This is a genomic window from Weissella cibaria KACC 11862 (genome assembly GCF_000193635.1).
GTDB lineage: Bacteria > Bacillota > Bacilli > Lactobacillales > Lactobacillaceae > Weissella > Weissella cibaria.
The window spans coordinates 51,707-65,885 of the sequence record NZ_AEKT01000016.1 but is presented as its reverse complement, the minus strand read 5'-3'; the positions used below and the strand labels follow the sequence as shown (position 1 = coordinate 65,885).

Sequence of the window (14,179 nt, the reverse complement as noted above, 5' to 3'; positions counted from 1 at the left end):
CTCGGTAACAAGTTCTAAAATTGTGGATTTTCTCTCATACCATGTTGCAAGGCTGTATAATGACCGTGAGCAATGGCTTTTAGGAGGGGACCTATTATGCAAACGATTAAAACTTTGGGATTAACGTTAGGACTGTTGGCACTCATTTTGGCGTCTATTTTCTTACATTGGGGGATTGTTGTGACAGTCATTATTATAGCTGTTGCGACGTTGACCTTAATTTATGCCACACAACATCGAGATAAAGCAGACTAATATATTAGTAATGGCTAAAATGCTACCAATTATTAAAGTTGGTAGCATTTTTTTGTTAAAAATCGAAAAAAATCTGTCCCATAATCGAAACTAATTTTAATGAAAGGGTTTACATTTTAATGGAAAGCGCTTACAATAATATTTGTGTTAGAGACACGGGGAACGCAATGTTGATGATATAGACTGAAAACGTTTAAGGAATCGGGGACCGTGTTGATAAGTAACGTCGTCATGTTTCACTCTTGCTGTTCGAGTAATCGTTCAATATCTTAAAAACTAGCTGAAAACTCTTCTCCTTCAGAAAATACCGATCGATGAATTTCTCTCCAGGAAATATTCGAACAGCAAGAGGGTGATGAGACGACTCTTTATCAACATCAACGCTTTCACAATCAAAAAATATTTTGTGGGTCGTCAACCATACCTGAGCCATATCGCGGATACGCGGTGTGGCTTTTATATTATCTATCATGTTATTCTAGTGACATAACTGATGAGGAGATATTAGTCGTTATGATTGGGATTATTTTGACGGTGTTGGTTGCTTTGGAAGCACTTTACATCATGGGCTTAGAGATGTTTGGGTCGCCAAAGAAGCAAGCGGAAACGTTTGAGTTAGAGGAAGAATTTACGAAAGTACCAGAAGTACGTTCATTGTTGGGAAATCAAGGCATTTACAACGGTATGTTGGGTGTTTTGATTTTGCTAACGATGGTTGTGCTAAATGGCGCAGCTGAAATGACGATGTTGAAGCTCTTTATGGCTTACATTATCGTGGTTGCGATTTACGGGAGCATGACAGCTGCCAAGAAAATTATCTTGGTGCAAGGATTACCAGCAGCGCTCGCATTGTTGGCATTGATCTTGCACATCTAACGGGGAAAATGGGGTTTCGAGAGTTATTATTAGCAAAAATTTAAGAAGCCCCCTATACTATAGTTATTCCCCGTGGTAGTTACGCTAATGACTATCAGTACAAATATTTGTACGACGCGCCGTAGATATACGGCGCGTTTTTTGTGTGGTTTGATGATGTGTCGTGCTACCGCACGAGCAACAGCTAAGATGCTCTCTGATGTATGAGTGTCTCGAAGTTATTAGCAAGAAAATTTTTAACGCATGAACCGGAAGGATGATTAGCTATTCCAGTAGAGACTATCTTGGTTGCTGGCATGGTGGGTGGGGTGTGACGTAGCGATTGCCAGGGGTGAACTCACAAGTTCGGCCGACCGCCGGTTAGATAAGGCGAACGGACCCAACCCCTTAACCCAATTAGTTGGGTGCTAGCCGGTGCTCGCGCCGGCGGAGTTTACCCCTGGCAATCTTTGGCGAAGTCACACCCCACCCACCATGCTTCGTCGCAACGCGACGACCCCAAATAAACGAATTTTTTCCAACGCCGCGAAACATTAATCACCTTATTGTTTTGACATGGCATATTGTTCGTTGTATAGTATGTGTTGTAATATAAATGAAACAAAACAAAAGATATTAATCAGTGGGGAAACGAACATGACAGAACCAGTACTTATTGCGGATAAGCTAAATAAGACATATACCAGCGCAGCCGGGGTGGAACAACACGTTTTGAAGGACTTGTCATTGACTGTCCCACGTGGTGAATTTGTGGCCATTATGGGACCTTCAGGATCAGGTAAGTCAACATTGCTCAATATTTTGTCAACGTTGATGAAGCCAACCGAAGGGGCAGTGGCCATTAACAATAAAGATATCCTCCACATGACTGACGATGAAATCTCAAATTTCCGCGGTCGTGACATGGGCTTTATTTTCCAAAGCTACAACTTGATTGAAAGTTTGACGGTGCGTGAGAATATCGCGTTACCTTTGACTCTCCAAAAAGCAAAGTCACGGGTGATCAACGATGCCGTTGCGAAGGTGGCAGCATTGCTTCACATCAGTGAGTACTTGGATAAGTACCCATCAGAGTTGTCAGGTGGTCAACAACAACGTGTTGGAGCTGCCCGTGCGTTGGTTCACGAGCCAGCTTTGATTTTTGGTGATGAGCCAACGGGGGCCTTGGATTCAGAAAACGCTCGCGAAATGATGAATTATTTGACGACGATTAACCAAGAACGTGAAATCTCAATTGTGATGGTGACGCACGATCCATTCTCAGCGTCATTTGCCTCACGGATTTTGTTCCTGACAGACGGTCAAATTACGAAGACGTTGACGCGTGATGATCGTTCACGTGAAGACTTTTATAACTATGTGTTGTCAGAACTTGGCAACTTTAACTAGTGGGGTGATAACATGTTTCAAATTGCTTTAAAGTCACTCCGCGCGAAGTGGCGTGACTACACCGTGCTTTTCGTCGGGTTGGTCATTTCAGCAGCTATCTTTTACATGCTGAGTGCCATCGCGTTGAACCGTGATTTTTTGTTAAATAATTCATCAATTGGTCTGATTGTGCCAGTCTTTATGGTCGGTGAATTTTTGCTTGGTGTGATTACGTTTGTGTATTTGAATTTTGCCAACAGTTTCCTGTTGCGGTTGCGTCAGTCTGAATATGGCTTGATGTCAATGTTGGGAGCGAAGAAGTCACAAATTGGTGATTTGTTAATGCAAGAAACGCTCGCCTTGGGTGTCATCTCAACGGTCATTGGTATCTTTGCTGGTATTGGGTTAACAGCTGCCAGTGGTAATTTCTTGATGAATTTGCTGGACACGAAGTTGGCAAACTGGTCAGTCTTCTCGTTTAACGCTGCATTAGCAACGTTGGTATTCTTCGTGGCACTGTTCTTCATTAACGGGCTCTACAACCGTGGTCGGTTGAGCAAGCAAGATACGTTGACGTTGTTGACGGCAGATAAGCAAGTTTCACAACCAAAGCGTCACAAGCTTCTTGATCCATTGCTTGGCTTGGTTGGTTTGGGCTTGTTGATTCTTAGCTATGTGATGATGCCAGGTATCGTGCATCTTGGGTTGTACGGGTTCATCGTTGTCCTGGTGCTTAATGTCTGGGGAACGTACTGGTTTGTGAGCCGGACGTTGAAGATGGTTACGTATGCTTTGCGTGGCTCGCGTTTCAATAACCGTGGCTTGCGGTCATTCTTGAACGGCCAACTTTTGTTCCGCTTACCTGAATACCAACGTATTTTGACGGTGATTTCAGTTATGTTTGGTTTGGCGCTTGGCGCAATGTCAGTGGGGCAAGGGTATTATCGTGCCTTGCCACAACAAGCACAGTCGGGCCAACCATTCACGGCGGCCTACACGTCGGATAAAATTAGCACATCAAATTTGAAGGACATCACTTGGGAAGCTACTTATCACTACAGTGTGAACAAGGGTAAGGTGTACTTTAACGGTGATGAGTTTAACGAAAAGAAGTTACCAACGGTTGTTGAGACCGGTAAGGGTAATGACACACGGATTAAGTGGTTAACGGGTGATTACTTGTTAGCAACGCCAGGTTCCGAATACACATTAACCAGTATTGCTAACCAAATTTTGGATAAGCAATATGGTGCAACGGCGGTTGTGACACACAATGAGTCTGAAATGGCCGTTGAGGGGGATGTGAAATCAGTTCGCTTGGTGACGGTTAAGAGCTTTGCAGCCAACGAAGCAACGTTGACGGCGAATGCAAAGCGTGAAGCTCGTTTGACCGGCACAGCAATGAATCACCAAGCCGGTGTGCCAGGTATGTTTACGTTGCTTAAGAACGTCTTCGGCGGTTTGGAATTCATGGGCATTTTCTTAGGAATTGCCTTCTTGGCGATGCTGGCATCAACGTTGATGTTTAAGGTATTGTCAGGGGTTGCTGATGACAAGCGACGTTATCGCATCTTGACGATGATTGGAACGAGCAAGCGTCAAGTAACGGCTACGGTTGTGAAAGACTTGGGCGTCTTGTTCTTCATTCCGTTGGTTATCGGCACGTTAGATGTCATTTTCGGTCTACCAATGTTCAAAGCCTTAATGGCGGATCCATACGTTGGCTTTATGCCATCGCTGATTGCGATTGTCGTTTTGTACGTCATTTACTTTGTCATGACGGTCATTTTGTACCGCCGTTTGCTTAAGTAATATCGGACGCATAAACCGTGTTCTTAAATTATTCATGTAATTTAAGGGCAGATACGGTATAATGTAAGTATTCAAAATGCTGTGGAGTAAATGACGTAAAACGTTTGTTTGAGACATCTACGACACCTGAAAGCAGGTTACCTAAACGCGCAAGGTAACCTGCTTTTTTTGTACGTGCGCAATCAGGCACTTTCCCGTAAAATGAAGGGGCTGGGGAAAGTGTTGAAGTACAGGGGAAATCTTATGCAAAAAACAGCTAAGGTTGGCGTGTTTATTATCATCGTCAATTTTTTAATTTATATTGGGCTCGGGCTGCCTGATTCTGTGTTAGGGAGCGCTTGGCCGGCGGTACGGCAAACTTATCATGTGAATGTTGACTATGTTGGCTATCTAACCGCAATTTCATTAGTCTGTTCATTTGGTTCAACTTTGTTGTATCCGAAATTATCGGCTAAACTCACGATGGATCGCATTATGATGCTAAGCATGTGGTTTGTGTTAATCGGCTTGTTAGCATTGATGTGGGGCCAAGCTGTCTGGTTGTTAATTGTTGCGGCCATTGCCATGGGGTTTGGGCAAGGGGCTATTGATATCGCAGTAAATGACTACGCGGCAAAGCGCTTTTCAAGTGGCCTAATGAGTATTCTGCACGGCATGTATGGGGTCGGCGTAACGTTGAGTTCATTCGTGATGGCCCTGAGTCTTGTGTTTCCGATGGGCTGGCGTTTGGGTGTGTTAAGCGTCATCGTGCTGCAAGTCGTTATCATGACGGTTGTTATGAGCTCACGACAAGCCTTTCGGGGGTCTGATACAGCTGTAACAGATGATGAAATGACTACCGTGAAACTGGCGGGTTCAGATTGGCTATTGCCGGTTTTCTACTTTGTCTACGGCGTTGAGTTGGTGATTGGCAAATATGTCTCTAGTTTTGCTGTTGATCATTGGCAATATAGCGCGACAACAGCGACTAATGTGGCGACATTGTTTTGGGCGGGGTTGATGGTTGGCCGTTTCTTGACCGGAGTGACAACGCGCTGGCAATCAAATCGGCGGTTGATTCTAACGCATATTATTTTGACAGCCATAGCGACTGGAATGATGTTTTTGCCAGTTGAGGCATTGCTACCGTTCGCTGGTTTCGGACTTGGCTTGGGACTATCTGCCATCTATCCGTTGATGATGATGGTGCCGTATGCGCGCTACAATGACCAAAAGGCGAAGCGAGTTGTCAGTTGGAACTTGGCTTTTTGCCAAGCGGGGATGGTGATCTTACCGCTAGTAACTGGGTGGACTTACCAAGCTGTGGGGGCGATGAGTCTACCGATTATTATCCTAATTTTAGTCGGCGCAATGCTTGGCTTGGGTAGCGTTATTTTGCGACAAAATTAATAACAGTGAAAAAGGCACCGTGCGATTAATCCAATCGCGCGGTGCCTTTAATTTATGATTATAAGATGGCGCCAGTCCACTTCTTCATGGCGATGTTGGTAAAGTCAAACTTTTCCAAAGCAGCGAAACCTTCTGTTGCAAGGTCAACGTTTGAAACAGCCCCGTATGACAACATCAAGTTAACCGGGTGTTCGTTACGATCACCGACTGTGACCAAAATAGCAGGCTTGTTTGAAGCAGTCATGTAACCAACTTCAAATGCCGTGCCTGAATCTGGATCAGCCGCATCGATAAAGGCCACAATCAAATCAGCGTTGTTCATCGCCGTGATGTCAGCCTTGTAAGTCATCGTACCCCATTCGAAGTCGGGTTCAAAATCCCCGTCTGCTTCGATAACTTGTCCACCGTATTGGTTAAGGAGGGGAACATAGATATCGTTAATTGTTGGGTTAGCCTTCAACGCTTGGTAGCCTTGCATCAAGATATTTTGTTGGTCTTCGTTGAACCAACCTGCGCCAAGATAAATGTTGCGAGTGCGTTGGCCAACAACTTCGCTGGCCTCAGCAATTTGCGCAAGTTCAGAAATCAATTGGTGTTCAGTAAGCATTAAAAATTCCCCTTATCGTATGATTATTAATAGTATAGCAATATTTTTTGAAGATATTTTGGTGACCAATATGTTTTTAACAGCGAAATGCCCGCGCCTGTAAGGACGACGACAGGTAACGCGAATTTTTTAAATTGTTTTGAAAAATAAGATGTCGAATATAAAGGGTGGTTAGGATAGGTTGAAAGTTAATTTTAACCGTGTTATATTAGGTTTAACTTAACGAAGATAGGTGAACAACATGGCAGATAAACAAACGGAATATCGCATGTGGCACGGTCGGTTGGCGGCGCTACTTGCGAGTGAAATTGAAGATATTAGATACGATGCTTTTAACGAATTTGATGCCAAAGTAAATGGTGGCTTGATTCCGGTTGTCGCGTTTAAAACGATGCAACGTGATTTTGTGTTGCCAATTATTCAAGCGCACAACCTAGACATGAGTGATTTTTACGATGCAGAGGCAAGCGTCTTGGGGAGTGTGTCGTTAGCTGATATTAAGTTTTGGGCGAATTTAGCGACCCAAATTGGTGTGAGTGCTGCTAATGGCAATTGGCAGGCCCGCGATAAGAAGCTGTACGTCTAGTCTTGGTGGGTAACCGCAATTTCCAATGTCACGTCGATTTCACGACCGAGCGCATCATAATGCCCATACGTCGGATAAGTGGCGAGAAAGCCAATCGCAGGTTCTTCTGATTGCTGCGCTAAATCGGCAATGAGTTGGCGGGTCTTGGCTTCATCAAATGGGATGTTGCGGATGTCCGCGTCAAGCTCGACGTCGGCTAAAAACAAGTCTAAGTCGTCATTGCTGAAGAGTGGTTCGCGTTCGTAAAGTAGGGTGTATTGCATATCATGGCCTCCTGAAAATCGTGCTATTAAGATAGTACTTATTATAAGAGGATACCAGGGGTGCATGCTATGATTATGGTACAAACTACTTAAGATAGGGGGACAACAATTATGGTTGAAGCACAACATCAAGAAGCAATTGAGCAGGTCATTTTGAATTTGAAGGCCCAAGTTGCCGGGTTGAATCAACAAATCGAAGTGTTGTCAAAGTTATTAGAAGTTAAACACGAAGACGTTAATATTGACGATGTACCAGGTCAATTGAAGCGTGCGGCGACTGAAGTAATGAACAATGATCATTTGAAGATGATTTTGGTTCGTGGTGAGAATTACGAATTCCGTGAGCGCCTGATTAACCAAGCGTTCGATACTGGTGTGACCATTGTTGAAGTTGAGCAATTCATGGAAGACTATGAAGCTGGTCAACGTGGTGGTCAAGTTGGGGCGCAAAAGTTCAAGGATCGTTATGACGATTATGATGTCCTGGTGATTGAAAACTTGGAGCAATTAGCCGGTGATCGTGCTAAGTTGCAAGAAGAATTATTCGATCGCGTATATGCCCGTTCACACGCTGGTAAGTTGACGGTGCTTTCAGGTAATGCGGCCTTTATTATTGGCGGTGAATCTGAAGAATACTTGCAAATGTTGAGTTTGGGTAAGAATATTTTTGTGGGCTAACAGTAGCCAAAAAGCCGGTGGGACTTTGTGTCTCACCGGCTTTTTTAGGCTGTCGTGGCCCCGTGTAGTAACTCTGGTACGACGTAAACCGACGTTACCGTCTCGCCAGCCAACTGTTTCATGAGCAAAGCAACCATATGTTGGGCAATGGTTGCAAGTGGTTGCTGAATCGTCGTAAGCGGCAACTCCGCTAGTTGATGGATGTAGATACCATCGAAACCAACAATCCCTAAATCAGTAGGTACTGTTAGTCCCTGACTACGGCCAGCCCGTAATGCCCCTAATCCCAACCGATCCGTGGCAGCCACGATACCGGTATTACCGCACAGATTTAAATCAGCTAAAAAGGCTTGGGCTGCGTGCTCATCATTTGGCAGATGATAAATCTCAGTTGTCCGACCGGCTGTTAACATCGCGTCACGGTAACCAACCTCACGATTAATAGCAAATGGTTCAGACATATCGATGCCAAGATAAATCAGGCGCGCATAACCAGCGTCGAGTAGGGCGTTGGTCGCTAATTGGGTGCCGGCCTTATTGTCGATATCCACTGACGGAATCCCCGGTTCAGTACCATAAATGACGACAGGAACGGTTAAACTCTGTAAGAGTTCAAAATCTGACCCGCGTGCGCCACTGACTAAGAAACCATCCACATTCGTTAAATCAAAATTACGATCGTGCCGCATTTCCAATGTGTAACCCGCGTGCCGTAATTCATCCGTTAAATGCATCAATAAATGCGCATAATATGGTTCGATTTCATTGATATCATCTAACAAGATGAAGGCGATATTATAGTGCCGATTGTTGGCAAGCGCTCGACCAGCCCGGTTTTGGACATATCCCAGTTCGGCAATCACTTGCTGGACATCAGCAATAATCTCGGGTGATACCTGATCAGGGTGGTTGAGAACGCGTGAGACGGTCATTTTCGAAACGTGAGCAGCCCGTGCTACGTCTAATAGTGAAACCATAATGATTCTCCTCAAAAATAATGAAAACGTTTTCAAAACAATCTATTTCAATCATAACACGAAAATATGAACGAGATAAGGTCACTCTGGGAAGGCGAAGATGTTACCGGTAACATCAAGAAAACGCTTTCATTTGATTTTAGGGTCGGCTATAGTTGGATTTGTAAATAAAGCGCTTACATTTGCAAACAAAAACACAATGGATTTTATAAGGGGAACGAAAATGACAAATGAGGGGACTCGTCAAAAGCTACCAACGTTACCATTACATACCATTTGGATGTTGAGTTTCGCATTCTTTGGGGTACAAATGGGGTTCTCATTGCAGAGCTCAAACTTGGGACGACTATTACAAACACTTGGAGCTGATCCGCACTCGCTGGGTTGGTTCTTTATCCTACCACCGGCCGCTGGCTTGTTCGTGCAACCAATTATCGGCCGTTTATCAGATAAGACATGGAATCGATTTGGACGTCGTATGCCATATCTGATTATCGGAACGGTTGTGTCAGCCATCGTGATGTTCTTGCTGCCAAACGCAGGAAACTTGGGCTTCAAAGCAACGATCGCGTTGATCTTTGGTGCCATCACCATCATGTTTATGGACACGTCATTCAACATGGCGATGCAACCAATCAAGATGGTCGTCGGCGACACGGTTAACGAAGAACAAAAAGGTTACGCTTATTCAGTGCAATCATTCTTAGCCAATGCTGGTTCAGTGTTAGCCTCAATTTTCCCGTTCGCATTGACGGCGATGGGGGTGGCCAACACGGCTAAGCCAGGCGTCATTCCAGATTCAGTGGCGATTTCATTCTATGTTGGTGCGATTGTTTTGGTGATTACAACCATCATCGCGTTGATTAACGTCAAGGAATACGATCCAGAAACGTATGCCAAGTATCACGGTATTCAAGAAGAAGGGCCAAAAGAAAGCGTGATGCACTTGTTGACGCACGCACCAAGCATTTTCTGGAAGTTGGCAGTTGTACAATTCTTTAGCTGGGTAGCTTTCCAATATCTTTGGACGTACGGAACTGGGGCGATTGCTGATACGGTTTGGCATGCAACGGATGCGCATTCAGCCGGCTATCAAGCTGCCGGTAACTGGTTCGGTGTGTTAAGTGCCGTGCAATCAATTGGCGCTGTACTTTGGGCTTTGGTTTTGACTAAGGTGAAGCCAGCGCAAGAGTGCTTCGCCTATGGCGGTAGTTTGCTACTCGGGGCGATTGGGTTTGGTTCAATTTTGTTCGTCCACAACCAATGGGCTTTGTTAGTGTCATTCATGTTAATCGGATTTGCCTGGTCAGCAATTTTGGCTTATCCATTCACATTTTTGACGAATGCGTTGGATGGTAAGAACAATGGCACATATTTGGGTCTGTTCAACGGGGCCATTACGATCCCACAAATTGTGGCGTCAGTTGCCTCATTTGGCTTGTTCCCATTGTTGGGTTCATCAATGCCACACATGTTGTTAGTTTCTGCAATTGCTCTGATCATTGCAGCATTGTCAGCGGTGCGTTTGCTCCGTGGTCACGTTTAAAAATAGGGGAATATCATGAAGCGAATTTTTGAAGTTAATCCTTGGACAATTACCTCGCATGAGTTGCAACCAGTGGACAAGCGTTTGCAAGAATCAATGACGTCACTTGGAAATGAGTATATGGGGATGCGGGGCATGTTTGAAGAAACATATTCCGGCGACTCATTGCAAGGCGTTTACATTGGGGGCGTTTGGTTCCCTGACAAGACGCGTGTTGGTTGGTGGAAAATCGGCTACCCAGAGTACTTTGGTAAGGCGATTAACGCGTTGAATTTTGTGAAAGCAATTATTCAAATTGATGGGGTCACGGTTGATTTAGCAACGGTACCTTACACTGATTTTGAAGTCTCTTTGGATATGCAAGCAGGTGTCCTGCACCGTCAATTTACGGTTAACGGTGTGCAGGTGCAAGTCGATCGTTTCATCTCGGTTGCGACGAAGGAATTGGCTGATTTGCGGTGGTCATTCACAGCTATTGATGGGCAGACCCACGATGTGCAGTTGACGGCATTGATTGATGGCGACGTCGTCAATGAGGATTCAAATTATGATGAAAAATTCTGGGACGTGCTTGATGCAGAAGTAACCAACGACACGGCGTTCTTAATGACGCGAACTGTGCCCAATCCATTTGGTGTGCCCCAATTTACCGTGGCGGCCCGGCAACGATTTGTGTCAGATTTGCCAGCAATTGATGTCGTGCAAGAAGACAAACAAGTTGGAAACGTTTTTGCGGGGCAAGTTGGTGCGGCAACACAGCGCATTGAAAAGCGGGTGATTGTCACGACGTCACGTGATTATGCAGATGACACGGATGTTAAGCATGCGACTGACACGATTTTTGCTAGCATTGCATCAGCAACCTATGACGACTTGTATGATGCACATGTGGCTGGTTGGGCGGCACGTTGGGAAAAGGCCGACGTTCAGATTACTGGTGACGAAGCGGCCCAACAAGGTATTCGCTTCAACTTATTCCAATTATTTGCCACGTATTACGGTAACGATGCACGCTTGAACATTGGACCAAAGGGCTTTACCGGTGAAAAGTACGGTGGGGCAACTTATTGGGATACTGAAGCCTTTGCGATTCCGGTTTATTTGGGCGTGACCGATCCAGCCGTAGTGAAGTCATTGTTGCAGTATCGTTATCAACAACTACCTGGGGCCTATCACAATGCCCAACAACAAGATTTAGCCGGTGCTTTGTTCCCAATGGTGACCTTCGATGGTATCGAATCACACAACGAGTGGGAAATTACGTTTGAAGAAATCCACCGTAATTCGACGATTGCCTATGCTATCTACAACTACACCCACTTGACGGGTGACCGTTCATGGTTGGAAAACGAAGGTAGTGAAGTGCTAGTGGGGATTGCCCGCTTCTGGGCCGACCGTGTGCACTATTCAGCGCGCAACGACGCGTACATGATTCACGGGGTCACGGGACCGAACGAGTACGAAAACAACATTAACAACAACTACTACACAAACTGGATGGCCAAGTGGGTGCTGCAATACACGTTGGACAATGCAGACACGTTTACATCAACTTATCAGGAAAAGTTGGCCATTTCGGCAGAAGAAAAGGTGCAATGGCAATTAATTGTCGACAAAATGTATTTGCCTGAAGCTGATGTGAAGGATGTCAATGATGTGGATCGGCATATCTTTGTCGCCCATGACACGTTCCTCGATAAGGAATTAATTCCGGTTCGTGATTTGGATGCCTCACAATTACCAATCAACCAGCACTGGTCATGGGATCGCATCTTGCGCTCACCGTACATCAAGCAATCAGATACATTGCATGCGATGTATTATTTCCCAGATGCCTTCACCGAGCAACAAAAGCGAGATAATTATGAATTCTACGAGCCATTTACGGTGCATGAATCATCATTGTCACCATCGGTTCACGCTATTTTAGCAGCTGACTTGAAGATGCCCGAAAAGAGTGTGGCATTCTATCAACGCACGGCGCGTTTGGATTTGGATAACTACAATAACGATACGTCTGACGGGTTGCACATCACGTCAATGACTGGTGCTTGGTTGTCGATCGTCCAAGGATTTGCTGGTATGCGTGTGCGTGATGAACAATTGCACTTTGACCCATTCTTGCCAGCTGAGTGGGACGGTTATAAGTTCCGCTTCATGTTCCGTGAGCGTTTGCTTGAGGTGGCCGTCGATCACGATGGTGCGCAAGTAACGTTAATTTCTGGTGATCCACTGACGATTGACGTCTCAGGCGAAACCGTCGCATTGGAGGTGCAATAAGATGACTAAATTTGCAGACATTAAGGGGTTTGCGTTTGATTTGGACGGTGTCATTACGGACACGGCTAAATTTCATACGATTGCCTGGCGTCATTTGGCGGAACAACTCCAAGTGACTTGGACGCCGGAGCTGCAAGAATCGTTGAAGGGCATTGACCGCATGGGCAGTCTCGAAATGATTTTGCAAGCTGGCGGTAAGGAAAATGCGTATACGCAAGCAGAAAAAGAAGGCTTTGCCGCTTGGAAGAACGAACACTATGTTGAGCTCATCGCTGATTTAACACCGGATGATATCTTGCCAGGGATTGCCGCGTTTATTCAGGAACTTAACGATAAGGGCTACCGGGCGAGTGTGGCGTCAGCTTCAAAAAACGCACCGTTTATCTTGGATCGACTGGGCTTAACGGATAGTTTTGTCGGGATTGTTGACCCAGCGACGCTACATGCCGGTAAGCCTGATCCAGAAATTTTTGTCCGCGCAGCTGAAATCTTAAACTTGCCACCAGACCAAGTCATTGGCTTAGAAGATGCGGCAGCCGGAATTGCGTCAATCAACGGGGCCGGTGAAGTTTCGTTGGGAATTGGGGATGCGACCGTCCTTGCGGCAGCGGACCTTAATTTTGCTAGCACAGCTGAGGTCACCTTAGCTAACATTGCGGCAAAACTTGATTAACTCACAACGGTTGATAATCTCAAAAAAATAAACCACTCAAATAAGTTTTGCCACTAAAAGGCCGCCAGTTTCCATTGCGGAGACTGACGGCCTTTTACTGTGATGTCAAAAATAATCAGGATAACTAGCAATGACGGCCAGTTGATCAGCAATCATGTGCTGTAAGTGGGTGTGTGCGATGCGGTATGCCGTGTCAGCATCATCATGACGCAACGCGGTTAAGATTGCTTGGTGTTCAGCAATCAACGCTTGCCAATCTAAGCGTTGCGATGCCACTCGTAACCAGCGAAACCGGTCGAGTTGTTTCGATAAATCTTTTAACCAGCGCCACAGTAATTCGTGGCCTGTTCGCTCGTAGAAAAATTGGTGAAACGCCTCGTCCCGGGCAAAAAAGGTCGCGGTTTCGTTTGCATCAGTCGCTTGTTCAACTAATAAGTTATCCAACCAATCTAAATCAGCCGGTGTTAAACGGGTTAACGCATCACGCATGATTTGCGGTTCAATTTGTTCGCGGGCATAGCGAGCTTGTTCAGCGATTTGTAAGTCAACTTTCGCAATGTAGGTACCGGACTGCGGCACCACAGTGAGTAAACCTTCAGATTTTAGTTGCAAGATGGCTTCTCGAATGGGCGTCCGACCGTATGGCAAATCAGCAGTTAACTTGGTTTCAGAAATTTTTTGACCTGGTACCAAGTCGAAGGTCAGAATTTGTTGGCGCAACAGGTGATACGCTTGGTCGCTTTGTAGGGGAGTGTGAGTTTTTCGTGTCGTCGGCATGGCGATACTCCTAGTTTAGTGTTTGGTTTTTGGGTGAATTGCAAACAAATTATGAACTGTTTCGTTGATTTTGATACTGTTTTCACAATCCG

General features: G+C 45.3%; 14 protein-coding genes. 10 read left to right on the top strand and 4 right to left on the bottom strand.

The features are described 5' to 3' along the window. The first annotated feature begins 96 nt into the window (after nt 1-96). From ESE_RS12255 to ESE_RS0102945, 5 genes are all read left to right on the top strand, one after another. Nucleotides 97-255: a hypothetical protein gene (locus tag ESE_RS12255; RefSeq protein ID WP_010371008.1), complete on the top strand. Its 159-nt coding sequence runs from the start codon at nt 97-99 to the stop codon at nt 253-255. Nucleotides 256-768: 513 nt separating this feature from the next. Continuing rightward, nucleotides 769-1,131: a DUF1304 domain-containing protein gene (locus tag ESE_RS0102960; RefSeq protein WP_010371001.1), complete on the top strand. Its 363-nt coding sequence runs from the start codon at nt 769-771 to the stop codon at nt 1,129-1,131. A 636-nt stretch (nt 1,132-1,767) separates the two neighbouring features. After that, nucleotides 1,768-2,520 (top strand): ABC transporter ATP-binding protein, encoded by a 753-nt coding sequence (locus tag ESE_RS0102955; protein WP_010370998.1) that lies wholly within the window; start codon nt 1,768-1,770, stop codon nt 2,518-2,520. 12 nt (nt 2,521-2,532) lie between these two features. Then, nucleotides 2,533-4,311 carry an FtsX-like permease family protein gene (locus ESE_RS0102950; RefSeq protein WP_010370995.1) on the top strand — a complete coding sequence of 593 codons (1,779 nt, stop codon included), beginning with the start codon at nt 2,533-2,535 and terminating at the stop codon, nt 4,309-4,311. Nucleotides 4,312-4,554: 243 nt separating this feature from the next. After that, the gene (locus tag ESE_RS0102945) at nt 4,555-5,700 is read left to right on the top strand and encodes an MFS transporter (protein WP_010370992.1); all 1,146 of its coding nucleotides are present in this window, start codon (nt 4,555-4,557) and stop codon (nt 5,698-5,700) included. Nucleotides 5,701-5,758: 58 nt separating this feature from the next. Here ESE_RS0102945 and ESE_RS0102940 read toward each other — a convergent pair whose 3' ends face one another. Beyond that, nucleotides 5,759-6,307 (bottom strand): nucleoside 2-deoxyribosyltransferase, encoded by a 549-nt coding sequence (locus tag ESE_RS0102940; RefSeq protein ID WP_010370989.1) that lies wholly within the window; start codon nt 6,305-6,307, stop codon nt 5,759-5,761. A gap of 241 nt (nt 6,308-6,548) precedes the next feature. On the opposite strand from ESE_RS0102940, the gene ESE_RS0102935 reads away from it, so the two are divergent. Continuing rightward, complete coding sequence (locus ESE_RS0102935; RefSeq protein WP_010370987.1) at nt 6,549-6,893, top strand: hypothetical protein; 345 nt, start codon at nt 6,549-6,551, stop codon at nt 6,891-6,893. Here ESE_RS0102935 and ESE_RS0102930 read toward each other — a convergent pair. After that, nucleotides 6,890-7,156 carry a hypothetical protein gene (locus tag ESE_RS0102930; RefSeq protein WP_010370984.1) on the bottom strand — a complete coding sequence of 89 codons (267 nt, stop codon included), beginning with the start codon at nt 7,154-7,156 and terminating at the stop codon, nt 6,890-6,892. The genes ESE_RS0102935 and ESE_RS0102930 overlap by 4 nt on opposite strands. Before the next feature lie 111 nt (nt 7,157-7,267). Here ESE_RS0102930 and ESE_RS0102925 point away from each other — a divergent pair, with 111 nt between their 5' ends. Further along, nucleotides 7,268-7,834: a hypothetical protein gene (locus tag ESE_RS0102925; protein WP_010370981.1), complete on the top strand. Its 567-nt coding sequence runs from the start codon at nt 7,268-7,270 to the stop codon at nt 7,832-7,834. Between the two features lie 44 nt (nt 7,835-7,878). Here the strand turns inward: ESE_RS0102925 and ESE_RS0102920 are convergent, their stop codons facing one another. After that, on the bottom strand, nt 7,879-8,811 hold the full coding sequence (locus ESE_RS0102920; RefSeq protein ID WP_010370979.1) for a LacI family DNA-binding transcriptional regulator: 933 nt from the start codon (nt 8,809-8,811) through the stop codon (nt 7,879-7,881). 223 nt (nt 8,812-9,034) lie between these two features. Between ESE_RS0102920 and ESE_RS0102915 the strand changes: the two genes are divergently transcribed. Genes ESE_RS0102915 through pgmB form a run of 3 tightly spaced genes read left to right on the top strand, consistent with a single transcriptional unit; the run spans nt 9,035 to nt 13,310 of the window. Continuing rightward, nucleotides 9,035-10,357 carry an SLC45 family MFS transporter gene (locus ESE_RS0102915; RefSeq protein ID WP_010370976.1) on the top strand — a complete coding sequence of 441 codons (1,323 nt, stop codon included), beginning with the start codon at nt 9,035-9,037 and terminating at the stop codon, nt 10,355-10,357. A 15-nt stretch (nt 10,358-10,372) separates the two neighbouring features. After that, entirely contained in the window at nt 10,373-12,637 is a 2,265-nt protein-coding gene (locus ESE_RS0102910; RefSeq protein WP_010370972.1) for a glycoside hydrolase family 65 protein, read from the top strand. A gap of 1 nt (nt 12,638) precedes the next feature. Further along, nucleotides 12,639-13,310 (top strand): beta-phosphoglucomutase, encoded by a 672-nt coding sequence (gene pgmB, locus ESE_RS0102905; RefSeq protein ID WP_010370970.1) that lies wholly within the window; start codon nt 12,639-12,641, stop codon nt 13,308-13,310. Between the two features lie 105 nt (nt 13,311-13,415). On the opposite strand, the gene ESE_RS0102900 is transcribed toward pgmB, so the two are convergent. Continuing rightward, nucleotides 13,416-14,087 (bottom strand): GntR family transcriptional regulator, encoded by a 672-nt coding sequence (locus ESE_RS0102900; RefSeq protein ID WP_010370967.1) that lies wholly within the window; start codon nt 14,085-14,087, stop codon nt 13,416-13,418. Between the last annotated feature and the right edge of the window lie 92 nt (nt 14,088-14,179).

Excerpts from the sequence above, each read along its gene's own strand:
- ESE_RS0102925 (WP_010370981.1), top strand. The coding sequence starts at position 7,268 with ATGGTTGAAGCACAACATCAAGAAGCAATTGAGCAGGTCATTTTGAAT.
- ESE_RS0102915 (WP_010370976.1), top strand. The coding sequence starts at position 9,035 with ATGACAAATGAGGGGACTCGTCAAAAGCTACCAACGTTACCATTACAT.
- ESE_RS0102940 (WP_010370989.1), bottom strand. The coding sequence starts at position 6,307 with ATGCTTACTGAACACCAATTGATTTCTGAACTTGCGCAAATTGCTGAG.
- ESE_RS0102960 (WP_010371001.1), top strand. The coding sequence starts at position 769 with ATGATTGGGATTATTTTGACGGTGTTGGTTGCTTTGGAAGCACTTTAC.
- ESE_RS0102930 (WP_010370984.1), bottom strand. The coding sequence starts at position 7,156 with ATGCAATACACCCTACTTTACGAACGCGAACCACTCTTCAGCAATGAC.
- pgmB (WP_010370970.1), top strand. The coding sequence starts at position 12,639 with ATGACTAAATTTGCAGACATTAAGGGGTTTGCGTTTGATTTGGACGGT.
- ESE_RS0102935 (WP_010370987.1), top strand. The coding sequence starts at position 6,549 with ATGGCAGATAAACAAACGGAATATCGCATGTGGCACGGTCGGTTGGCG.
- ESE_RS0102920 (WP_010370979.1), bottom strand. The coding sequence starts at position 8,811 with ATGGTTTCACTATTAGACGTAGCACGGGCTGCTCACGTTTCGAAAATG.
- ESE_RS0102910 (WP_010370972.1), top strand. The coding sequence starts at position 10,373 with ATGAAGCGAATTTTTGAAGTTAATCCTTGGACAATTACCTCGCATGAG.
- ESE_RS0102955 (WP_010370998.1), top strand. The coding sequence starts at position 1,768 with ATGACAGAACCAGTACTTATTGCGGATAAGCTAAATAAGACATATACC.
- ESE_RS0102945 (WP_010370992.1), top strand. The coding sequence starts at position 4,555 with ATGCAAAAAACAGCTAAGGTTGGCGTGTTTATTATCATCGTCAATTTT.
- ESE_RS0102900 (WP_010370967.1), bottom strand. The coding sequence starts at position 14,087 with ATGCCGACGACACGAAAAACTCACACTCCCCTACAAAGCGACCAAGCG.
- ESE_RS0102950 (WP_010370995.1), top strand. The coding sequence starts at position 2,533 with ATGTTTCAAATTGCTTTAAAGTCACTCCGCGCGAAGTGGCGTGACTAC.
- ESE_RS12255 (WP_010371008.1), top strand. The coding sequence starts at position 97 with ATGCAAACGATTAAAACTTTGGGATTAACGTTAGGACTGTTGGCACTC.